Source organism: Planobispora rosea, assembly GCF_014648175.1.
Taxonomy (GTDB): domain Bacteria; phylum Actinomycetota; class Actinomycetes; order Streptosporangiales; family Streptosporangiaceae; genus Planobispora; species Planobispora rosea.
The window spans coordinates 1-15,426 of the sequence record NZ_BMQP01000031.1 but is presented as its reverse complement, the minus strand read 5'-3'; the positions used below and the strand labels follow the sequence as shown (position 1 = coordinate 15,426).

At 71.1% G+C, this 15,426-nt stretch carries 11 protein-coding genes; 9 read left to right on the top strand and 2 right to left on the bottom strand.

Going from position 1 to position 15,426, the window contains the following annotated elements; genetic code table 11:
* Positions 1-2 precede the first annotated feature (2 nt).
* The 9 genes from IEZ08_RS26710 (at position 3) to IEZ08_RS26670 (ending at position 13,296) form a co-directional block, all read left to right on the top strand.
* The gene (locus tag IEZ08_RS26710; RefSeq protein WP_068921832.1) at positions 3-1,424 is read left to right on the top strand and encodes a carbohydrate-binding protein; all 1,422 of its coding nucleotides are present in this window, start codon (positions 3-5) and stop codon (positions 1,422-1,424) included.
* 80 nt (positions 1,425-1,504) lie between these two features.
* On the top strand, positions 1,505-3,175 hold the full coding sequence (locus IEZ08_RS26705; RefSeq protein ID WP_068921833.1) for a carbohydrate binding domain-containing protein: 1,671 nt from the start codon (positions 1,505-1,507) through the stop codon (positions 3,173-3,175).
* Complete coding sequence (locus tag IEZ08_RS26700; protein WP_189243227.1) at positions 3,172-4,998, top strand: chitinase; 1,827 nt, start codon at positions 3,172-3,174, stop codon at positions 4,996-4,998. Before IEZ08_RS26705 ends, IEZ08_RS26700 begins: the two co-directional genes overlap by 4 nt.
* Positions 4,999-5,252: 254 nt before the next feature.
* On the top strand, positions 5,253-6,638 hold the full coding sequence (locus IEZ08_RS26695; protein WP_068921835.1) for a putative hexosyltransferase: 1,386 nt from the start codon (positions 5,253-5,255) through the stop codon (positions 6,636-6,638).
* Positions 6,639-6,733: 95 nt separating this feature from the next.
* Positions 6,734-7,795: an ATP-binding protein gene (locus IEZ08_RS26690; RefSeq protein ID WP_068921836.1), complete on the top strand. Its 1,062-nt coding sequence runs from the start codon at positions 6,734-6,736 to the stop codon at positions 7,793-7,795.
* Positions 7,795-9,609 carry a vWA domain-containing protein gene (locus IEZ08_RS26685; protein WP_189243226.1) on the top strand — a complete coding sequence of 605 codons (1,815 nt, stop codon included), beginning with the start codon at positions 7,795-7,797 and terminating at the stop codon, positions 9,607-9,609. Before IEZ08_RS26690 ends, IEZ08_RS26685 begins: the two co-directional genes overlap by 1 nt.
* Before the next feature lie 98 nt (positions 9,610-9,707).
* On the top strand, positions 9,708-10,547 hold the full coding sequence (locus IEZ08_RS26680; protein ID WP_229803513.1) for a PhzF family phenazine biosynthesis protein: 840 nt from the start codon (positions 9,708-9,710) through the stop codon (positions 10,545-10,547).
* A 70-nt stretch (positions 10,548-10,617) separates the two neighbouring features.
* Positions 10,618-12,321, top strand: a complete 1,704-nt coding sequence (locus tag IEZ08_RS26675) for an AMP-binding protein (RefSeq protein WP_189243225.1) — start codon at positions 10,618-10,620, stop codon at positions 12,319-12,321.
* A gap of 105 nt (positions 12,322-12,426) precedes the next feature.
* A complete protein-coding gene (locus IEZ08_RS26670) occupies positions 12,427-13,296 on the top strand; it encodes a hypothetical protein (RefSeq protein ID WP_084779645.1) in 870 nt (289 codons plus the stop codon).
* On the opposite strand, the gene IEZ08_RS26665 is transcribed toward IEZ08_RS26670, so the two are convergent.
* Positions 13,268-13,999, bottom strand: coding sequence for a DUF6597 domain-containing transcriptional factor (locus tag IEZ08_RS26665; protein ID WP_307815732.1), 732 nt, complete (start codon positions 13,997-13,999; stop codon positions 13,268-13,270). The genes IEZ08_RS26670 and IEZ08_RS26665 overlap by 29 nt on opposite strands.
* 4 nt (positions 14,000-14,003) lie before the next feature.
* The gene (locus IEZ08_RS26660; protein ID WP_189243224.1) at positions 14,004-15,116 is read right to left on the bottom strand and encodes an AI-2E family transporter; all 1,113 of its coding nucleotides are present in this window, start codon (positions 15,114-15,116) and stop codon (positions 14,004-14,006) included.
* Positions 15,117-15,426: the final 310 nt, after the last annotated feature.

Here is a 15,426-nt window from a genome sequence, read left to right as displayed (position 1 = left end):
TCATGAGATCACGCCGTACGGCCGTGGCCGTACTCGCCGCCCTGGCGATGACATCCGCCGGGATCGCCACAGCCACCGCCACCGTCGCCGCCGCGGCGAGCGCGCCCCGCCCGGCGAGCGCCGCGGTCGCCGCCCCCGCCTGGCAGCCGTACACGGCCTACGCCGTCGGCGCCCGGGTGAGCTACAACAGCACCGAGTACGAGGCCGTCCAGGGCCACACCTCGCTGCCCGGCTGGGAGCCGCCGAACGTCCCGGCCCTGTGGAAGGTCGCCGGCGGCGGCCCCACGAACCCGCCCGGAACGCCCGGCCAGCCCGGCGCCCCGTCGGTCACCGGAACCACCGACTCCTCGATCTCCCTGTCCTGGGGCGCGTCCTCCGGCACCGTGACCGGCTACCGCGTCTACGAGGGGAGCACCCAGCGCGCCCAGGTCACCGGGACCAGCGCCACGATCGGCTCGCTGGGGACCTGCACCACCCACACCTACACCGTCAAGGCCTACAACGCCCAGGGCGAGTCGGTCGCCAGCGCCCCGGTCACCGGCACCACCACCGGCTGTGTCGACCCGCAGCCGCCCGGCAAGATGCCCGGCGCCCCGTACCTCTACATGGGCTGGGGCAACCCGCCGAGCCCGGCGACCGTCATGAACGCCACCGGGATCAAGTCCTTCACCATGGCGTTCATCCTGTCCAGCGGCGGCTGCACCCCCGCCTGGGACGGCAACCGGCCGCTGACCGGCGGTGCCGACGCGCAGGCGATCTCGCAGATCAAGGCCGCGGGCGGCAGCGTGCAGATCTCCTTCGGCGGCTGGAGCGGGAACAAGCTCGGCCCGAACTGCTCCACCCCGCAGGCCTTCGCCGGAGCCGTGCAGCAGGTCATCAACGCCGTCGGACCGGCGGTGGTCGACTTCGACATCGAGAACACCGACGAGTTCGAGAACTACACGGTCCAGGACCGCATCCTCAACGGCCTGAAGATCGTCCGGCAGAACAACCCGAACGTGAAGATCGTCGTCACCATCCCGACGTTCAAGACGGGCCTGAGCGCCGCGGGCGTCCGGCTGGTCAACCAGGCCAAGGCGCTGAACGTCCCGATCGACAACTACACGATCATGCCGTTCAACTTCGGCGGCACCGACATGTACCAGGACACGGTCAACGCCTCCGAAGGGCTGAAGAACTCGCTGAAGAGCGCGTTCGGCTGGAGCGACGCCGTGGCCTACGCGCACATGGGCATCTCCGGCATGAACGGCAGGTCCGACCAGGGGGAGACCACCACCCCGGCCACCTGGACCCGGATCCGCGACTGGGCCAAGTCCAAGGGCCTGACCAGGTTCTCCTTCTGGTCGACCAACCGCGACCGGGTCAACGGCGGAGGCGTTCCGCAGGCCGAGTGGGAGTTCACCCGGATCACCGCAGGCTTCTAGCCCGTACGGCCCGCGCCCCCTCCTCCAGGGCGCGGGCCGTACGCCCCCGACACCCCCCATGATCCTGTGAGGCGGACCAGATGAGATTCAGGAAGCTCGCGGCGGTGACCGCGCTGGCGCTGGGCGGCACGGTGCTGGCCGCGTCCCCGGCCCACGCGGCCAACATCGCCGTCAACCCCGGGTTCGAGGACGGGCTGACCGGCTGGACGTGCTCGGCCTCTGCGGGGGCGAGTGCGGTGTCCTCGCCGGTGCACGGCGGGTCCAAGGCGCTGCAGGCCACCCCGGCCGGGAGCGACACGGCCCGCTGCCAGCAGACGGTGAGCGTCAAGCCCAACTCGTCGTACTCGCTGTCGGCCTGGGTGCGCGGCGGCTACGTGTTCCTGGGTGTGAGCGGCACAGGTACGACCGACACCAGCACCTGGACGTCCTCGCCGTCGGCCTACACCCAGCTGACCCGGACCTTCACCACGGGTCCTTCGACGAAGACGGTGACGGTCTACGTCAACAGCTGGTACGGCCAGGGCGCCTACCAGGCCGACGACGTCGTCCTGGACGGCCCGCCCGGCGACGGCACCCCGACCGACACCACCCCGCCCACCGTCCCGGCGAACCTGACGGCGGGCAACCCGACGACCACCTCGCTCACGCTCACCTGGTCGGCCTCCACCGACGACTCCGGGACGGTGGCGCGCTACGAGGTCTCCCGCGACAACGGCGCCGCCGTCAGCGCGGGCGCGGCCACGAGCTACACCGCCACCGGCCTGACCAAGAACACCACGTACGGCTTCCGCGTGCGGGCCTGCGACGGCTCCGGCAACTGCTCGGCCTACAGCCCCTCGGTCAGCGGCAGGACCAGCGACGGCGACACCCCGCCGCCACCCGGTGAGATCCACTACGCGCCGTACATCGACATCACGATGCCGACGCCCTCCCTGGTCGGCGCCGCCGCCGCGACCGGCGTGAAGAACTACACCCTCGCCTTCGCCCTCGGCGACAGCAGCGGCTGCAACCCCGCCTGGGGCGGCACCATCCCGATCAACGAGCCCCGGATCATCAACGACGTCAAGGCCCTCCAGGCCCAGGGCGGCCAGGTGATCGTGGCCACCGGCGGCGCGATGGGGCCGTACCTGGAGCACGTCTGCGGCACCTCGGCGGCGCTGCTCGGCGCCTACAAGAAGGTGCTCGACACCGTCGGCACCAACCACCTCGACGTCGACGTCGAGGCGTCGATCGACGTCAACAAGGTCAACACCGCCCTGAAGCAGCTCCAGGCCGAGCGCGGCACCACCGTCAGCTACACGCTGCGCGTGCAGGGCCAGGACTACGGCGTGGACCCGTTCTCGCTGTCGATCCTGCAGGACGCGGCGGCCAAGGGCCTCAACGTGATCGTCAACCCGATGCTGATGAACTTCGGCTACACCGGGAACTGGGGCGATGCGATGATCAACGCCGCCCAGGCGACGCTCGGCCAGATGAGGACCGTCTGGCCGTCCAAGACCGACGCCCAGCTCAAGAAGCTGCTCGGCCTCACCCCGATGATCGGCAAGAACGACACCGGGATGACCACCACCCAGGCCGACGCGCGCAAGCTGCTCGCCTGGGCCAACGCCAACCACGTCGGCTTCATCGGGTTCTGGTCCAGCGGACGCGACAACGGCGGCTGCCCCGACGGCCGGGTCTCCCCGACCTGCAGCGGCGTCGCGCAGTCGGCCTGGGAGTTCACGAACATCTTCAAGGGGTTCACCGGATGAGATTCAGGAAGCTCGCGGCGGTGACCGCGCTGGCGCTGGGCGGCACGGTGCTGGCCGCGTCCCCGGCCCACGCGGCCAACATCGCCGTCAACCCCGGGTTCGAGGACGGGCTGACCGGCTGGACGTGCTCGGCCTCTGCGGGGGCGAGTGCGGTGTCCTCGCCGGTGCACGGCGGGTCCAAGGCGCTGCAGGCCACCCCGGCCGGTTCCGACACGGCCCGCTGCCAGCAGACGGTGAGCGTCAAGCCCAACTCGTCGTACTCGCTGTCGGCCTGGGTGCGCGGCGGGTACGTCTTCCTGGGGGCCACGGGCACCGGGACCGGGGATGTGAGCACCTGGGTCTCGTCCCCGTCGGCCTACACCCAGCTGACCCGGACCTTCACCACCGGCCCGTCGACCACGACGGTGACGGTCTACGTCAACAGCTGGTACGGCCAGGGCGCCTACCAGGCCGACGACGTCGTCCTGGACGGCCCGCCCGGTCAGGGCACCCCGACCGACACCACCCCGCCCACCGTCCCGGCGAACCTGACCGCAGGCGGTGCGACGGCCACCTCGCTGGCGTTGAGCTGGTCGGCCTCCACCGACGACTCCGGGACGGTGGCGCGCTACGAGGTCTCCCGCGACAACGGCGCCGCCGTCAGCGCGGGCGCGGCCACGAGCTACACCGCCACCGGCCTGACCAAGAACACCACGTACGGCTTCCGCGTGCGGGCCTGCGACGGCTCCGGCAACTGCTCGGCCTACAGCCCCTCGGTCAGCGGCAGGACCACCGGCGACGACACCCCGCCCCCCACCGACCTGCCCGAGCGGGTGCTCGTCGGCTACCTGCACGCCTCCTTCGCCAACGGGTCGGGCTACGTCCGGATGGCCGACGTGCCGGACGAGTGGGACGTCATCAACCTGTCCTTCGGCGAACCCACCTCGGTGACCTCCGGTGACATCCGCTTCCGGCAGTGCCCGGCCGCCGAGTGTCCCAACGTCGAGTCCGAGGCCGAGTTCATCGCCGCGATCCGGGCCAAGCAGGCCGCCGGGAAGAAGGTGCTGATCTCCATCGGCGGGCAGAACGGCCAGGTCCAGCTCACCACCGCGGCGGCGCGCGACACGTTCGTCCGCTCGGTGAGCGCGATCATCGACAAGTACGGCCTCGACGGGCTGGACATCGACTTCGAGGGCCACTCGCTCTACCTCGACAACGGCGACACCAACCTGGCGAACCCGACCACCCCGGTGATCGTCAACCTGATCGCCGCGCTGAAGACGCTCAAGGCCAAGTACGGTGCGAAGTTCGTGCTGACCATGGCCCCCGAGACGTTCTTCGTCCAGCTCGGCTACCAGTTCTACGGTCCCGGCCCCAACGGCGCGGCCGACCGGAGGGCCGCGTCCTACCTGCCGGTCATCCACGCCATGCGCAACGACCTGACCCTGCTCCACGTCCAGGACTACAACTCCGGGCCGATCAAGGGCCTGGACGACCAGTTCCACACCATGGGCACGCACGACTTCCACGTGGCCATGACCGACATGCTGCTCGCGGGCTTCCCGATCATGGGGAATCCGGGCAACGTCTTCCCGCCCCTGCGTCAGGAGCAGGTCGCCATCGGGCTGCCCGCCGCGCCCTGGGCAGGGAACGGCTTCACCACGGTGGCCGAGGTGCAGAAGGCCTTCGACTGCCTGGCGAAGGGCGCCAACTGCGGGCCGTACAAGCCGAGGGGGGTCTACCCGAAGCTGCGCGGCCTGATGACCTGGTCGATCAACTGGGACCGGTACAACGGGTTCGAGTTCTCCCGCAACCACCGGGCCTACCTCGACGGGCTCGGCTGACGGGCCCTGCCAGACCCCTCGCCGCCGGGAGAGACGGACTCCCGGCGGCGAGGTATCCGTGTCACCGGCCGGGGCGGAGAACCTCGCACGGGGGACGGACGCCGCGAAGATCGTCGCAGGGGTCGAGGGATGGATCCGGCCCTCACTCCGAGTGACGGAACCGTCCTCGACGGTGTTCCCAAACTGGGAGAGAGGTATCGTTTCGCCGTTCGAGTGGTTGTCCGCTCGTGAGTTCCGGCAGGCTATTGGCCGTCATGGACTACGCAATTCCCACGGGGATCATCCTCGTCACCGGTGTCGTGCTCGCTCTGGCCGCGCAGTGGAAGGGCTGGCGCCCGTCGCTCTTGACCGCCCTCATAGTCGGGATCGTCTTCCGGGTCGTCGTCATGGCCACCTCGGCGATCGACACCTGGCAGCCGGTCGACTTCGTCGAGAGCTTCAAACCCGCCGGCGAGGCGGTCCTGCGGGGACAGGATCCCGTCATCGGCAGCGAGGGCGGCTGGCACTTCCTGCCGATGATCCCGTACGTGTACGGCCTGCTGCTCTGGCTGGGCATCCCGTGGGAGTGGGGTGGGCGCCTGGTCACGGTGGTCGCCGACATCATCCTGATCCCGCTGGTGGGCAGGCTCGCCGGAGGGGCCACCGCGAGCCTGCGCGCCTTCCAGTACGCCTGCAACCCGCTGGTGATCCTCGTCGCCTCGGTCCACGGCCAGGTCGAGCCGGTCGCGCTGGTCTTCGGCGTGGCCGCCTTCGTGGTGGCGCGCGGCCCCGGCGACCCCGACCGCCCCGGTCTGCGCAACGACCCGGTCGCCTACGTCCGCGAGCGCGTGTCGGCCCTCGGGTTCGGCGGCGCCGTGCGCGACCTGGCCGCCGACGCGCGCCCCATGCTGGCGCGGGCGCTCGCTCCGCGCCAGGACGACCGGGTGGTGCTGCGCCGGGCCCTGTTCGCCGGTCTGCTGATGGGACTGGCCCTGTGCGCCAAGAGCTGGCCGATCTGGCTGATCCCCGGAATGCTCCTGCTGCTGCCGACCGTGCGCGCCCGCGTCACGGCGTTCGTGGCCGTCGGCATCGCGCCCGTCTTCTTCGTCGTCACCGAGCCGCTCTTCCTGGACGCCTCCCTGGCAGAGATCATCCAGGCCCTGCGCACGATCGGGGACATCCGCCCGATCGTCGGCGAGTGGGGATACACCCCGTGGTTCACCGGGGGAGACTGGGCGCTCCGTCCCGACCTCGCCACCTTCGGCACCAACCTGATCTACGTCACGCTGCTGCTGGTCGCCTTCCTCTGGCGCCGTGCCGACCCGGTGGACGTCACCACGGCCCTGCTGCTGGCCTTCATGGTCGTCACCCCCCGTCTCGGCGCGCAGTACCTGATGTGGTTCATGCCGTTCCTGGTCGCCCGCCCCACCCGCTTCGCCTGGCCCGCCATCCTCGGCGTCTCCCTGTGGTCGGGGTACGGCTACCTCTACATGACCCAGTTCGACACCACCACCTGGTGGCACCTGCACTCGCTCTGGTCCCGCGCCTCGGTCGTGCTGCTGCCGGTCCTCGCCCTCGCCCTGCCCTGGGAGCGCCGCGTCTCCCGGGCCCCGGCGGACGGACCGGACAACCCTGCGCGGGGATCCGTCCCCGTCTCCTGACGAGTCCCCGTCTCCGGGCGGGTCTCCGTCCCCGGCCGGGTCTCCGGCTGAAAACCTGATGCAGGTGTGATGGGCGATTTGTCACCCTTGGGGGCATGCAGGCAACCGTCACCGTCACTCCGGCACAGCTCCCGGGGGTGCTGCTGCACGTCGCCGTCGTGCGTCCGGTGTTCCTCTGGGGGGCACCGGGCATCGGCAAGAGCTCACTCGTGCGGGACTTCGCCGACTCGCTCGGACTGGAGTGCGTGACACTGCTGGGCACCCAGCTCGCCCCCGAGGACCTCATCGGCGTGCCGGAGCTGGTCGGCGGGCGCAGCCGGTTCGCCCCGCCCGAGACGATCGCCCGGGACGAGCCGTACTGCCTGTTCCTCGACGAGCTCAACGCCTCCGCGCCCGAGGTGCAGAAGGCGTTCTACTCGCTCATCCTCGACCGCCGCATCGGCGCCTACGAGCTCCCCACGGGCTCGGTCGTGATCGGCGCGGGCAACCGCGCCACCGACAACGCGCTGGCCAGGCCGATGGCCTCGGCGCTGGTCAACCGCCTGGTCCACGTGCACCTGCGGGCCTCGGCCACCGACTGGCTCACCTGGGCCACCGGCAACGGCATCCACCCGTGGATCGTCGAGTACCTCCTGCAGCGCCCGGACCACCTGTGGAGCGCCCCGCCCAAGACCGAGGAGCCGTTCTCCTCCCCGCGCGCCTGGCACATGCTCTCCGACGTCATGCACTCCTACGGCGACGGCATCGACGACGAGACCCTCGCCATGCTGGCCTTCGGCACCCTCACCACCGCGCACGCCTCGGCCTTCCGCGCCTACGTCAAGACCGTCCGGCACGCCTACGACCTCGACGCCGTGATCAAGGGCGAGGCGCCCTGGCCGCGCGCCCCCGAGGACCGCGACCTGCTCTACTTCCTCTCGGAGACCTTCCGCGCCCGCCTGATGAAGGAGCTCCCGGCCGACAAGCGCGGCGGGTCCTCCCGGGGCCGCGACCTCGCCTTCCGGGCGAAGACGCTCCTGGTCGAGCTGGCCGAGATCTCCCTGGAGTGCGCGCAGCTCGTCATCGCCAACGACGCCAACGGCGCCCCGGCCCTGCCCACCTGGTTCCTCGTCGAGGTGGGCCGCGACCTGCCCCGGCTCGTCGCCGCGAGGAACTGATGGCGAGGCAGAAGCCCAAGGTCGACCCGTGGCGCGAGGCGGTGGAGAAGGGCTGGCGGCTGACCACGGGCCATCCGCTCTTCCGCGCCTACTCCTACGGCCACCTCTACGCCGCCCAGGAGGGTGAGCTCTCACCGGACACCTGGGCGGCGGTCTCCGCCGGGGGCCGGGTCGTCTACCACCCCAAGCGCCGGGCCGAGGCCGAGGAGTGGGCGTGGGTCTTCGCCCACGTCCTGCTCCACCTCGGATTCGGGCACGCCGACCCCCGCTCCGCCCTGCCCCGGGACATCGGCGAGCCGACCGGTGACCGCCGGGACGAGAGCTTCCTGCCCGACCCCGCCTACCGGGCCGCCTGCTGCGTGGCCGTGGACCGCTTCCTGCGCACCGTCAAGATCGGCCGCTGCCCCGAGCCGCTCCCGGCCGAACTGCCGCCCGAGGACGAGACCACGCTGTCGGAGCGGTGGCGCCGCCTCGGCCTGCCCGCCGAGTACACGCCGCTCGGCCGGCCCGACTTCGTGATCGGGAGCGAGGAGACGGCCACGTACATGGACTTCCAGCAGGACTTCGCGATCGGCGTCGCCGACACGGCCACGGCCGCGCTGGACCTGGCGGGCGCGCCGCGCGGCACCGCCGACAACCATGTCGAGGGGCCGTGGGACCTGGCGCTGCGCTGGTTCGTCTCGTCCTACCCGCTGCTGGGCGCCCTCGCCGCCGGTATGAAGCTCGTCGCCGACGCGGAACTGGCCAAGGGCTGGGACATCTCCGTCGCCGCCGTCAGCTCCGAGGCCGCCGAGATCTACGTCAACCCCCTGGCACGCATGTCGGTCGAGGAATGGCGCTTCGTCCTGGCCCACGAGATGCTGCACGCCGCCCTCCGCCACGGCGAGCGCGTCGGCGGGCGCGACCCCTACCTGTGGAACGTCGCCGCCGACTACGTGATCAACGGCTGGCTGGTGGAGATGGCCGTCGGCGAGATGCCCGAGGGGCTGCTGTACGACCAGTCGCTCGCGGGCCTGTCCACCGAGGCCGTCTACGACCGGATCGCCGCCGATCTGCGCCGCCTGCGCAAGCTCGCCACCCTGCGCGGACGCGGGCTCGGCGACGTGCTCGACCGCCCGATCCCGCGCCCGGGAGCGCCCGGACGCTACGTCGACCTCGACGATTACTACCGCAACGCCCTGTGCACCGGCCTCGCCTATCACCACAACAGCGGCCGGGGCTACCTGCCCGCCGGTCTGGAGCAGGAGATCCGGGCGCTGGACCAGCCGCCGCTGCCCTGGGACGCCGCGCTGGCCCGCTGGTTCGACGAGCACGTCCCCACGGTGGACAAGCGCCGCTCCTACGCCCGCGCCTCCCGGCGCCAGGCCTCCAGCCCGGATATCCCGCGCCCCGGCTGGGTCCGTCCCGAAGAGCTCGTCCGGCAGGCGACGTTCGGCGTGGTCCTGGACACCTCGGGCTCGATGAACGTCAGGCTCCTGGGCAAGGCCCTGGGGTCGATCGCCTCCTACGCCGTCGCCCGCGACGTCCCCCGGGCCCGGGTGGTGTTCTGCGACGCCGCCGCCTACGACGCCGGATACCTCCCGGTCGAGGAGATCGCGAACCGGGTCCGGGTCCGCGGCCGGGGCGGAACCGTACTCCAGCCCGGGGTCAACCTGCTGGAGCGGGCCGAGGACTTCCCGCCCGGCGGCCCCATCCTGGTGATCACCGACGGGTGGTGCGACGTGCTGCGCATCCGCCGGGAGCACGCCTTCCTCGTGCCCGAGGGAGCGCGGCTGCCCTTCACCCCGAAGGGTCCGGTCTTCCGGATGAAGTGACATCCGGGAGAGGGTTCCCTGCCGTCTCCTCCACCGGGCCGGCGAGTGGATCCCCTCGCGGGGCGAGGCTGTTAGGTTCCGGAGGTGTGACGAAAAATGTGGCAGTCCTCCGCTATACCGCTTTCACCCACGACCCCGAGGGAGGCAACCCCGCCGGGATCGTCCTCGACGCCGCCGGGCTCTCCGACGCCGAGATGCTCGCCGTGGCCGCCGAGGTGGGCTACTCCGAGACCGCCTTCCTGACCTCGCGTGACGACGCGGCCCGCGCCTTCCGGGTCCGCTACTTCGCCCCCTCGGCGGAGGTGGACTTCTGCGGACACGCGACGATCGCCACCTCGGTGGCCCTGGCCGAGCGCATCGGGGTGGGACGGCTGACCTTCACCACCAACGCGGGCGAGATCGTCGTGGACGCCGAGGTCGACGGTGACACGCTGCGGGCCACCCTCACCAGCGTGCCCACACGCTCGGAGCCCATGGCCGAGGACGCGCTCGACGAGACGCTCGCCGTGCTCGGCTGGTCCCGCGACGACCTCGACAAGGACTTCCCACCGCACGTGGCGTTCGCCGGGAACGACCACCCGATGATCGCGGCGGCGTCCCGCGCCCGGCTGGCGGACCTTCACTACGACTTCGACGCGCTGAAGGAGATCATGATCCGGCGCGGCTGGACGACCCTGAACCTGTTCTGGCGCGAGCACGACGGGCGCTATCACGCGCGCAACCCCTTCCCGGTCGGCGGGGTGGTGGAGGACCCGGCGACCGGCGCGGCGGCCGCGGCGTTCGGCGGTTACCTGCGGGCCCTGGGGTCCGAGGTGCGGGAGTTCACCGTCATCCAGGGCGTGGACATGGGCCGGCCGAGCGAGCTGAAGGGGTCGATCGCCGAGGCGGACGGCCGTACCCGGGTGGGCGGCGGGGCCGTCGCGATGGCGACCCCCTGACCCTTCCGATCCGTGGTCTCCGGGTCCGGGACGCCTTGACTTTGACCAAGCACTTGCTCAAGATCCGGGTGTGGCGACATTCGCGGAACTGATCCGGGCGAGGGCGGACGACGACCACCCCGGACTGCTGTTCGAGGACGAGAGCTACACATGGTCACGGCTCGTCCGGGAGGCCGAGCGCCGGGCCGCCCTGGCACTGGGCCTCCGCGAACGGGGGCGGCCCTTCCACATCGGCGTGCTGCTGGAGAACGTCCCCGAGTACATTCTGTGGATCTTCGCCGCGGCCCTGTCCGGGGCCGCGGTGGTCGGGATCAACCCGACCCGGCGGGGCGAGGAACTGGCCGCCGACATCCGCCACACCGACTGCCTGTTCATCGTGACCGACTCCGCCGGGTACGGCCTGCTCCACGGGCTGAAGACCGACGTCCCCCCCGACCGCGTCCTCCAGGTGGACACACCCGGATACTCCGCGCTTCTCGGCCGCGAGGACAGCGGGGATGCGGACGGTGGGAACGCGGACGGTGGGAACGCGGACGGTGGGAACGCGGACGGCGGGGTGGGCCCGCCGGAGCCGGGCCCGGGGGAGCGGCTGCTGCTGCTGTTCACGTCCGGGTCCACGGGAGCGCCGAAGGCGGTGATCTGCGGACAGGGACGACTGGCCGCGATCGGCCGGCGGGGATGGCAGTTCGGGATCGACCGCGACAGCGTGACGTACCTGGCGATGCCGCTCTTCCACGGAAACGCGATCATGGCGAACCTGGCCATGGCGACCTGCGCCGGGGCGACGATCGCGATGCGGCGGCGCTTCAGCGCCTCGGGCTTCCTGCCCGACATCCGCCGCTACGGCGTCACGTACTTCAACTACGTCGGCCGCGCCCTCGCCTACATCCTCGCCGTCCCGGAGCGTCCCGGCGACGCGGACAACCCGCTGACGACCGCGTTCGGCACCGAGGCGTCCGCCCGGGACATGGCCGAGTTCTCCCGGCGGTTCGGCGTCACGATCATCGAGGGGTACGGCTCCTCCGAGGGCGCGATCACCATCAACAAGATCCCCGGCACCCCGCCGGAGGCCCTCGGATTCCCCCCGGAGGGGATGGACGTCGCCGTCCACGACACCGAGACCGGCCTCGAGTGCCCGCGCGCCCGTTTCGACGGCACCGGCCGGCTGCTCAACGGGGACGAGGCGATCGGGGAGATCGTCCGCCGGGACGACCCCGCCTTCGAGGGCTACTACGCCGACCCCGAGGCCGACGCCGAGCGCCTGCGCGGTGGCTGGTACTGGAGCGGCGACCTGGGCTATCGAGACGATGCCGGGTACTTCTACTTCGCGGGCCGGAACGCCGACCGGCTCCGGGTGGACAGCGAGAACTTCGCCGCGGCCCCGGTCGAGCGCGTCCTGTCGCGCTTCCCGGGGACCGTCATGTGCGCGGTCTACGCCGTACCGGATCCCCGTACCGGAGACCAGGTCATGGCGGCCCTGGAGCTCGACGGCGCGTTCGACCCCGCGGCCTTCGCCGCGTTCCTCCGCGCCCAGCCCGACCTCGGCACCAAGTGGGCGCCGATGTTCGTCCGGATCACGCCGGTGATGCCGCTCACCGCCACCAACAAGGTGGACAAGCGCGACCTGCGCCGGGACCGCTGGGAGTGCGCCGACCCCGTGTGGTGGAGCCCGGAACGCGACCTGCGCTACATCCCGATGACGGGCACGGCGCGGCGCGCCCTCCGCGAACGGTTCGCATCGTTCGGCCGGGAGCACCTGCTGCAGCCCCTGTAGCCCTCCTGTAGCCCCTCTAGCCCCTGCGGTCCCGGATCGGCGAGATCCCGGAGGCCGTCCGATTCCTACAAGACGCCGCGGAGAACCAGGCGTACGGTCGGGGACATGAAGACCTTGACGCCTGACGCGCTCGGCGCGGCCGAGCGCTACCTGCTGCTCAACGCCCGCCTGATCGACCGGTTGCGCTACGACAACCTGATGGGCCGGGGATCGGCGGATCGGGTGCTGGCCGTGCTGCGCGCCTACCAGAACGCCGACGGCGGGTTCGGCAACGCGCTCGAACCCGACCTGCGCGGGCCGGGGAGCCAGCCCGAACCGGTCGAGGTGGCGTTCTGGATCCTCGACGAGCTCGACGCGTTCGACGACCCGATGGTGACCAGGGCCTGCGACTACCTGGTGACGATCACCACCGGGGACGGAGGCGTGCCGTTCGTGCTGCCCAGCGTCCGGGCGTTCCCGCGCGCCCCGTGGTGGGAGACGCCCGACGACCCGCCCGGCCACCTGATCCCCACCGCCTCGATCGCGGGCCTGCTCCACAAGCACAAGGTCGTCCATCCGTGGCTGGCCCCGGCGACCGAGTTCACCTGGGCGGCGATCGAGGCGACGAGCGAACTCCAGCCCTACGAAGCGCGGGCGATCCTGAACTTCCTGGAGCGCGTCCCGGACCGCGACCGAGCGCACAAGGAGTTCACACGGCTCCGCGAGGCGATCCTGGCCACCGTGGCCCTCGACCCGGACACCCCCGGCGACGCGCACTTCCCGCTGGACTTCGCCCCCGAGCCCGGTGAGCTCCCGCTCTTCGCCGACGAGGTGCTCGAACGGCACCTCGACGCGCTGATCGACCAGCAGACGGACGACGGCGGCTGGGTGCCCAACTTCCCGATGTGGACGCCGATCGTGGCCCACGAGTGGGGCGGGTTCCTCACCGTGGAGCGGCTGAAGACCCTCAAGGCGTACGGGCGGCTGCCGGGCTGACGAGCCGGCCCATGGGGACCCCGGCCAGCCGTCTCACCTCGTTGGCCATGTGCGCCTGGTCGGCATAACCGCTGGCCAGCGCCACCTCGGCCAGAGTGAGACCGCGCCGGGCCAGGCGCAGAGCCCGCTGGAAGCGGACGACCCGCTGCAGCACCTTGGGCCCGTACCCGAACGCCCGCACGCACCGCCGGTGCAGCTGCCGCTCACCCAGCCCGAGGTCCCAGGCCACCTCCCCGATGTTCCGCCCCGCCCGCAGCGCCTCGGCGATCGCCGGCGCGGCCGGGTCGGGGCGGGGCGCCGCGCGCAGCCGTACGGCCAGCACGTCCTGGATGGCCTCGGCGGTCACCGCCTCGGGCGACCCGGTCCGCGCGGTCACCGCCTCCACGGTGAGGCGGCCCGGCTCGCCCAGGTCGTCCAGCGGCACCCGCTGGTCGCGCAGGGCCTCCACCGGCACCCCGAACACCTCGCCCACCGCACCGGGCCGGAACCGGACCGCGGCGTAGCGGTCACCGGGGGCCAGCCGCACCGGCATCGGCCCGGTGTCGGGCCCGGCCACATGGGGACCGCCGGGGCCCCAGATCAGATCGACGCAGCCGTCCGGCACGACCAGTTTCGTCATCGGAGACGTCGATGTCGCGGTGCTCGTCCAGAGACAGGCGAGTCGTCCGGTCAGAGCGGAGTCCGGGGCCCATTCGCGGTACACGTCTTCACGGTACGGCTTCGGAGTTCACGGTACGGCTTTCGGGGTTCATGGTACGGCTTTCGGAGCCGGGCGAGTCGTCCGGCGGGGCCTTCCCCGATATGAGCGCGGCCGCCCACTCACCGTGCGGATCGCTGTCGATCAGCAGGGCCCGGGTCAGCAGGCTGAGCGGGATGGCCAGCAGGGCGCCCAGCGGGCCGAGAACGAACGTCCACACGATGAGGGAGAGGAACGTCACCGTCGTGGACAGGCCCACCGCGTCGCCGAGGTACTTGGGCTGGACGAGCGACTGGACCACGAAGTTGATCGCCATATAGGCGACGATCACAGAGAACATCGCCTGGAGGCCGCCCTCCAGCAGGCCGAGCAGGGCGGGCGGGAGAAGCCCGAGGACGAAGCCGATGTTCGGGATGTAGTTGGTGATCAGTGCCAGCACACCCCAGAGAAGGGGGAGCGGCACGCCGAGAAGCCAGAGCACCGCGACGTCCAGCGCGGAGCAGATGATGCCGAAGATCGTGGAGACGACGAGATAGCGGCGGGTGTTGCGGGCGAAGTCGGCCAGCGCGTCGATGAGCTTCGGCCGGTGGCTGGCACCGGAGGAGAGGATCCGGGAGAAGGCCTGCGCGTCCAGGCACATGGCGAGGAGAAGAACGATGATCAGGATCAGGCTGGAGAACACCGCGAGCAGCCCCGTGATGAACCCCTGCAGGAGGCTGAAGATCCTGCCGGGGTCGAACGATCTGATCGCCTGGTTGATCTGGCCGGTGCCGACGCCCAGCCGGGCCGCGAGTTCCTGCGCCTCCAGGACGAGCTCGTTGAACTGGGAGGTGTAGGCGGGAGCCAGACCGGCCAGCTGCGCCACCGAGACGGTGAGGATCGCCACCATGCCGAGCAGGACGAGCAGGACGATGGTCAGGGGGACCGCGACCAGCAGCCAGCCGGGCGCGCCACGCCTCTGGAGCATGGTCCTGACCGGGGAGACCGCGACGACGAGCACGAGCGCCAGGAGCAGAGGGCCGATGATCGAGGCGACCTCCCTGACACCGGCCAGTGTGATCACCGCACCGGCGGCGCATACGAGCACGATGAAGGCTCTCGGCAGGGTTCTCTGCTCTGTCATGAGGACTACGTACCCGGAGAGGGGGGCTTAGCCGGGGGACGGGGTGAGCTTTCGGACGGGCCGTCGATTTGACGGGGCGGGAGGCCGTACGTAGAGTTCTCAGGCCCGAGGGGTTGGCGGAGATCACCAGACCTCGGGAACCCTCCTCTGATCACCACCGCGCAGTGGGACGTTCACGTCCCGACAAAGTTTGATTCGACAAGAGTCAGATGGTGGAGTAAGGTAGAGGGGTTGCCTCGGAGACGGGGCGGTCGCAATCCGGATGGATGTGCTCGAACGGGTCAGATTGACACGAACCGGGCGGATCCGC

What these genes read in the sequence shown, in the direction of transcription:
- IEZ08_RS26670 (WP_084779645.1), top strand. Translation starts at nt 12,427, where the DNA reads ATGAAGACCTTGACGCCTGACGCGCTCGGCGCGGCCGAGCGCTACCTG.
- IEZ08_RS26660 (WP_189243224.1), bottom strand. Translation starts at nt 15,116, where the DNA reads ATGACAGAGCAGAGAACCCTGCCGAGAGCCTTCATCGTGCTCGTATGC.
- IEZ08_RS26705 (WP_068921833.1), top strand. Translation starts at nt 1,505, where the DNA reads ATGAGATTCAGGAAGCTCGCGGCGGTGACCGCGCTGGCGCTGGGCGGC.
- IEZ08_RS26690 (WP_068921836.1), top strand. Translation starts at nt 6,734, where the DNA reads ATGCAGGCAACCGTCACCGTCACTCCGGCACAGCTCCCGGGGGTGCTG.
- IEZ08_RS26710 (WP_068921832.1), top strand. Translation starts at nt 3, where the DNA reads ATGAGATCACGCCGTACGGCCGTGGCCGTACTCGCCGCCCTGGCGATG.
- IEZ08_RS26700 (WP_189243227.1), top strand. Translation starts at nt 3,172, where the DNA reads ATGAGATTCAGGAAGCTCGCGGCGGTGACCGCGCTGGCGCTGGGCGGC.
- IEZ08_RS26685 (WP_189243226.1), top strand. Translation starts at nt 7,795, where the DNA reads ATGGCGAGGCAGAAGCCCAAGGTCGACCCGTGGCGCGAGGCGGTGGAG.
- IEZ08_RS26695 (WP_068921835.1), top strand. Translation starts at nt 5,253, where the DNA reads ATGGACTACGCAATTCCCACGGGGATCATCCTCGTCACCGGTGTCGTG.